Origin of the sequence: Actinospica durhamensis (assembly GCF_018139695.1) — a bacterium.
GTDB classification, from domain to species: Bacteria; Actinomycetota; Actinomycetes; order Streptomycetales; family Catenulisporaceae; genus Actinospica; species Actinospica durhamensis.
On sequence record NZ_JAGSOG010000397.1, the window covers coordinates 1 to 5,819 of the forward strand.

Annotated in this window: 5 protein-coding genes; all 5 read left to right on the forward strand. The window is 68.8% G+C overall.

Annotation, left to right across the window (positions count from 1 at the left end):
- Nucleotides 1-391: 391 nt before the first annotated feature.
- Nucleotides 392-2,068, forward strand: coding sequence for an ABC transporter substrate-binding protein (locus KDL01_RS38460; RefSeq protein WP_212533653.1), 1,677 nt, complete (start codon nucleotides 392-394; stop codon nucleotides 2,066-2,068).
- Nucleotides 2,069-2,175: 107 nt separating this feature from the next.
- On the forward strand, nucleotides 2,176-3,156 hold the full coding sequence (locus tag KDL01_RS38465; protein WP_246577585.1) for an ABC transporter permease: 981 nt from the start codon (nucleotides 2,176-2,178) through the stop codon (nucleotides 3,154-3,156).
- Nucleotides 3,157-4,080 carry an ABC transporter permease gene (locus tag KDL01_RS38470; protein WP_212533655.1) on the forward strand — a complete coding sequence of 308 codons (924 nt, stop codon included), beginning with the start codon at nucleotides 3,157-3,159 and terminating at the stop codon, nucleotides 4,078-4,080.
- A complete protein-coding gene (locus KDL01_RS38475) occupies nucleotides 4,077-5,108 on the forward strand; it encodes an ABC transporter ATP-binding protein (protein ID WP_212533656.1) in 1,032 nt (343 codons plus the stop codon). Before KDL01_RS38470 ends, KDL01_RS38475 begins: the two co-directional genes overlap by 4 nt.
- Nucleotides 5,095-5,819 (forward strand): ABC transporter ATP-binding protein (locus tag KDL01_RS38480; RefSeq protein WP_212533657.1); only part of this gene is annotated, 725 nt, incomplete at its 3' end. The genes KDL01_RS38475 and KDL01_RS38480, both read left to right, overlap by 14 nt.

The following is a 5,819-nucleotide window of genomic DNA, read 5'->3' on the forward strand; positions in this document are numbered from 1 at the left end:
CCGCCGGCCACCTCGCCCGTGATCACGCAGCGCCACCGCGACTGACGCCGCGTCACCCCCGTCCCGCCCCCGCGCCGCAACCGGTTTCCGCGGCTGGTGCGCGACCTGCCGTGTCGACGCGGCTTCGACGGCGGTTCGATCCGGATTCGACGACGGTTCGGCAACAGATTGATATATTCCGCGCCGATCTGATCGCGACACAGATCGCTTTCCCGCGCCCGGATTTCGCGTTCGAAGCCCCCGAGGACTTGACGCTAAACCGGTTCATTGCCAGCATTCGTCACCACCGACTCCATGTGCGGAAGACCGCGCCGGAGACGGCGGGTGATCCGCGCCCTGATGCACAGCGACGTCCGGCACTACCTCTCGACGAAGTGAGGCGGAAACGACGATGCTCCACGCCCGGCGAGCTCTGCTCGCCCTCAGTACGGCCGCACTGCTCGCCGGCACCACCGCCGCGTGCGGCAGTTCCGGCACCGGCTCCTCCGGCGGCTCAGCCGGCGGCGCTTCGGGGACGATCGTGGCCACAACCGGCTCCACGTCCCCGTTCACCTCGGACTTCAACCCCTTCTCGCCCAACGTCCAGACGGGCGCGATCGGGATGATCTACGAGCCGCTGATGTTCTTCAACACGGCCAAGTCCGGCGACATCGAGTCCTGGCTGGCCAAGTCCTACAGCTGGGGCGCCGGCGGCACCTCCATCACCTTCACCCTGCGCTCGGGCGTGCAGTGGAACGACGGGAAGGCCTTCTCCGCCGACGACGTCGCGTTCACCTTCAACATGGAGGCGAAGAACGCCGCCCTGAACACCTACGGCCTGCCCATCAGCAATGCCGTGGCCAACAGCCCCACCAGCGTCACCATCAACTTCTCCAAGCCCGCCTACACCGACCTGTACTACCTGGCCGGCAAGTCGATGATCCTGCCCGAACACGTCTGGCAGTCGGTAACCGACCCGAAGACCTTCGCCGACGCGAACCCCGTCGGCACCGGCGCGTACATGGTCGGCAAGGTCAGCTCGCAGGTGATGGACCTGACCGCGAACCCGCACTACTACCAGGCCGGCCTGCCCAAGGTGAAGACGATCAGGTTCCTGGCGTTCACCGGCAACACCACCGCGGACCAGGCCATCGAGTCCGGTGAGATCGACTGGGGCGGCGGGTTCATCCCGAACATCCAGACGAACTACCTGAAGAAGAGCTCGACCTACAAGGTCGAGGACATCCCGCTGTCGGTCACCTACCTGCTGACCAACGACAAGACCGGCCCGACCGCGAACAAGGACGTGCGCCAGGCGATCAGCGACACCGTCGACCGCAACTTCATCAGCACGTCCGTCTACAACGGCTACGCGCCCGCGATCAACCCGCTCGACCTGCTCACGCCCAACTTCAGCTCCGTGCTCGACCCCTCGCTCGCCTCCCAGTCCTTCGGCAGCCCGGACGCCACCACGGCCGAGTCGCTGCTCAACTCGGCCGGCTACACCATGGGCTCCGACGGCTATATGCACGACGGTTCGGGCAAGGACCTGGAGATCGCGATCAAGGTGCCCACCGGCTGGAGCGACTACATCAGCATCCAGCAGATCGTGCAGCAGGAGCTCAAGGCCGTCGGCATCAAGATCGACATCAGCACCGAGGCGTACCAGTCCTGGATCAACGACCAGAACAGCGGCAACTTCCAGATCCTGATCGACAACTTCGGCTACACGCCGGACGCGTACGCCTACTACGACCAGCTGCTGGACGGCTCCAAGGCTCCCGCGATCGGCAAGACCGACCAGTTCGGCGACTTCGGCCGGTTCGACGACCCGCAGATCGACGCGCTGCTCAACACGATCTCGCAGACCGCTGACGCGAGCGCGCAGAAGCAGGACTTCTACCAGATCGAGCAGCTGATCCTGACCGACCTGCCGACCATCCCGCTGTTCGCGGCGCAGGACGAGATCGAGTTCAACGGGGGCAAGGTGACCGGCTATCCCACCACCGGCGACGCCTACGCCGCCCCGCCGATCTGGCTGCAGCCGGACGAGGGCTGGGTCGCGATGCACCTGACCCCGGCCTCCTGAGCCAGAACCAACGCCTCTGAGCGTGCGTCGTCGGTCGGGCCAGCCACCACGGTCCGGCCGACGACGTACGCCGGGCATCGACGACGACGGGAGGTATCCGCGTGCGCCTGCGCTACATCGGCCGGAAACTCGGCTTCTACCTCGTGGCCGCCTGGGTGGCGATCACCGTGAACTTCTTCCTGCCCCGGCTGATCCCGGGCGACCCGGTCTCGATCATCATCAGCAGACAGACCCAGTCCGGCACCGTGCCTGCGGGCGAGGCCGCGGCGCTGCGCAAGCTGCTCGGCCTCGGCTCCGGCAGCCTGCTGAGCCAGTACGGGCAGTATCTCGACCAGCTCGTCCACCTCAACTTCGGCCTGTCCATCACCGAGTTCCCCACCCCGGTGGCGGACGTGGTGCGCCCGGCCATCGCCTGGACCCTGGTCCTGGTGGGCCTGGCCACGTTCATCAGCTTCTGCCTCGGCGTCGGGCTCGGCGCGCTCGCGGGCTGGAAGCGCGGTACCCGGATCGACGCCCTGGTGCCCTCCACCACCCTGCTCACGGCCATGCCCTACTTCTGGCTGGCCCTGCTGCTGGTCTACCTGTTCAGCCAGAAGTGGAACCTGCTGCCCGCGCAGCAGGGCTACGACCCGTCCCTGGACGTCGGCTGGAACTCGGCGTTCATCGGATCGGCGATCCAGCACTCCATCCTGCCCGCGATGACCCTGGTGATCGCCTCGGTCGGCGGCTGGCTGCTCGGCATGCGCAACATGACCGTGGCAACGCTGTCGGAGGACTTCGTGGTCGCCGCCGAGGCCCGCGGCCTGAGCCCGGTCAGGGTGCTGACCAGGTACGCGGCCCGCAACGCGGTGCTGCCAAGCGTGTCCGGCTTCGCCGTGTCCATCGGCTTCGTGGTCTCCGGCCAGATCGTGATGGAGCAGGTGTTCAACTACCCGGGTCTGGGCAGCCTGCTGTTCCAGGCCGTCTCGAACGAGGACTACCCCCTGATGCAGGCGCTCTTCCTGACCATCAGCTTCGCCGTGCTCGGCTCCAACCTGCTGGTCGACCTGCTCTACGGCCTGATCGACCCGCGCACGAGGGAGGCGTAGATGGCCACCGTCGCCGTAGCCGCCGAACCCGGCGCGGGCGCGGGCGCCGGTGCGCTCTCCGCCCTGCGCGACGCCCTGCGTTCGCGCCGGCTCATCCTCGGCCTGGTCGTGGTCGGCTTCTTCGTCCTGGTCGCCGCCTTCGGGCCGCTGTTCGTCGGAGACCCGAACCACGAGTACACCGACGCGCTCAACGCCGGGCCCTCGGCCGCGCACTGGTTCGGCACCACCAACATCGGCCAGGACATCTTCGCCCAGACCGTCGACGCCACCCGGCCCACCCTGCTCATCGGCGCCGCGGCCGGCCTGATCGCCACCGCCATCTCCGTCGTCATCGGCATCGGCGGCGGCTACCTGGGCGGGATCGCGGACGAACTGCTGGCGCTGCTGACCAACGTGGCCCTGGTGATCCCGACCCTGCCGCTGGTCATCGTCGCCTCCAAGTTCATGGGCGACAACGGCCTGACCCCGACGATCTTCGTGATCGCCTTCACCAGCTGGGCCGCCTCAGCCCGGGTGCTGCGCGGCCAGACCCTCTCGCTGCGCAACCGGGACTACGTGCTCGCCGCCCGCGCCCTGGACGAGCCGCGCTGGCGGATCATCCTGGTCGAGCTGCTGCCCAACGAGATGCCGATCATCGTCTCCCAGTTCACCTTCTCGATGGTCTTCGCCATCCTCGGGCAGGCGGGCCTTGCCTTCCTCGGCCTGCAGAGCGCCGACATGCTCACCTGGGGCAACATCCTCTACTTCGCCCAGAACGCGCAGGCGCTCGACTCCGGGCAGTGGTGGTGGTTCGCCCCCTCGGGCCTGTGCATCGCCGTGTTCGGCGCCGGGCTCGCGCTGATCAACTTCGGCCTCGACGAACTGCTCAACCCGCGGCTGCGGGTCTACCGCCCGTCCAAGGCCCGCGCGGAAAGGTCATCATGAACGACGACGCCTCCCTGGTCCTGCGCGCCACGGACGTCTCGGTCGCCTACGAGGGCCGCCGTCCGACCAGGGCCGTGCGCGAGGTCTCGCTGGAGCTGCACGCCGGCGAGGTCCTCGGCATCGCCGGCGAGAGCGGCTGCGGCAAGTCCACCCTCGCCTACGCCCTGACCCGGATGCTCAGGCCCCCGGCCGTCCAGACCGGCGGCACCATCGAGTACGTGGACCGCGACGGCCGCACCTGGGACCTGACCGCGCTCGAGCCCGGCGAACTGCGCAAGCTGCGCTGGGCCGAGTTCTCCATGGTGTTCCAGAGCGCGATGAACGCGCTGAACCCGGTCACCTCCGTCGGCGCCCAGTTCGACGACATCTTCCGCACCCACCGCCCCGAGATGGACCGCGCCGAGCGGCGCGAGCGGGCCCGGCGGCTGCTGGAGATGGTGGGCATCGACCCGAAGCGGGTGCGCTCGTTCCCGCACGAACTGTCCGGCGGCATGCGCCAGCGCGTGGTCATCGCCCTCGCCCTGGCGCTCGAACCGCGCCTGGTGGTGATGGACGAGCCCACCACCGCGCTGGACGTGCTGGTGCAGCGGGAGATCCTGGACGAGATATCCCGGCTGCGGGCCGAACTCGGCTTCGCCGTCATCTTCATCACCCACGACCTCGGCCTGCTGCTCGAGATCAGCGACTCGCTCGCGGTGATGTACGCCGGCCAGTTCGTCGAGTACGCGCCCGCGCGCCGGATCGCCGAGGAGGCGCAGCATCCGTACACGCAGGGCCTGCTGCGCTCCTTCCCGAGCCTGCGCGGCGGACGGCGCGACCTGCGCGGCATCCCCGGCAATCCACCGGATCTGCGGCAGGACCTGGACGGCTGCCCGTTCGCGCCGCGCTGCGAGCACGCCTTCGACCGCTGCCGGACCGAGGCGCCGCAGTTGCTCGCCGCACCCGGGTACTGGCCGTTCTCCTGTCACCTGCGAGATGTCCCGAACGGCTCGGAGCCGAGGAAGGTCGAGGTCGATGAGCGCGCTTGAGGTCGAGGGCCTGACCGTGGAGTACCGCCAGCGCGGCGGCGGCAGGCTGCGGGCGGTGGAGGAGCTCAGTTTCACCCTCGAGCCCGGGCAGACCCTGGCCCTGGTGGGGGAGAGCGGCAGCGGCAAGTCCACCGTGGTGCGCACGCTCGCCCGCTTCATCAAGCCCAGCGCCGGCCGGATCACCGTGGCCGGCGTGCCGACCCGGCGCGGCCGCCCGCAGCCGCACGAGTATCGCAGGAAGCTGCAACTGGTCTTCCAGGACCCGTTCGCCTCGCTCAACCCGATGCACACCGTGCGCCACCACCTGGCCCGCCCGATCAAGCGGCACCGCAAGGCCCGCGGCCGCGAGCAGGTCGAGCAGGGCGTGCTCGAACTGCTGCGCTCGGTCAACCTCACCCCGGCCGAGGAGGTCGCCGGCAAGCACCCGCACGAACTGTCCGGCGGCCAGCGCCAGCGGGTGGCCATCGCCCGCTCGCTGGCGACGAATCCGAGCGTGCTGCTCGCGGACGAACCGGTCTCCATGCTCGACGTCTCGATCCGGCTGGAGATCCTCAACCTGCTGGACCGGCTCAAGCAGGAGCGCAAGCTCGCGCTCCTCTACGTCACGCACGACCTGGCCACCGCCCGGTACTTCGCCAAGGACATCATGGTCCTGTATCGCGGCGAGGTGGTCGAGCGCGGCCCGAGCGACGAGGTGATCCTCAAGCCGTC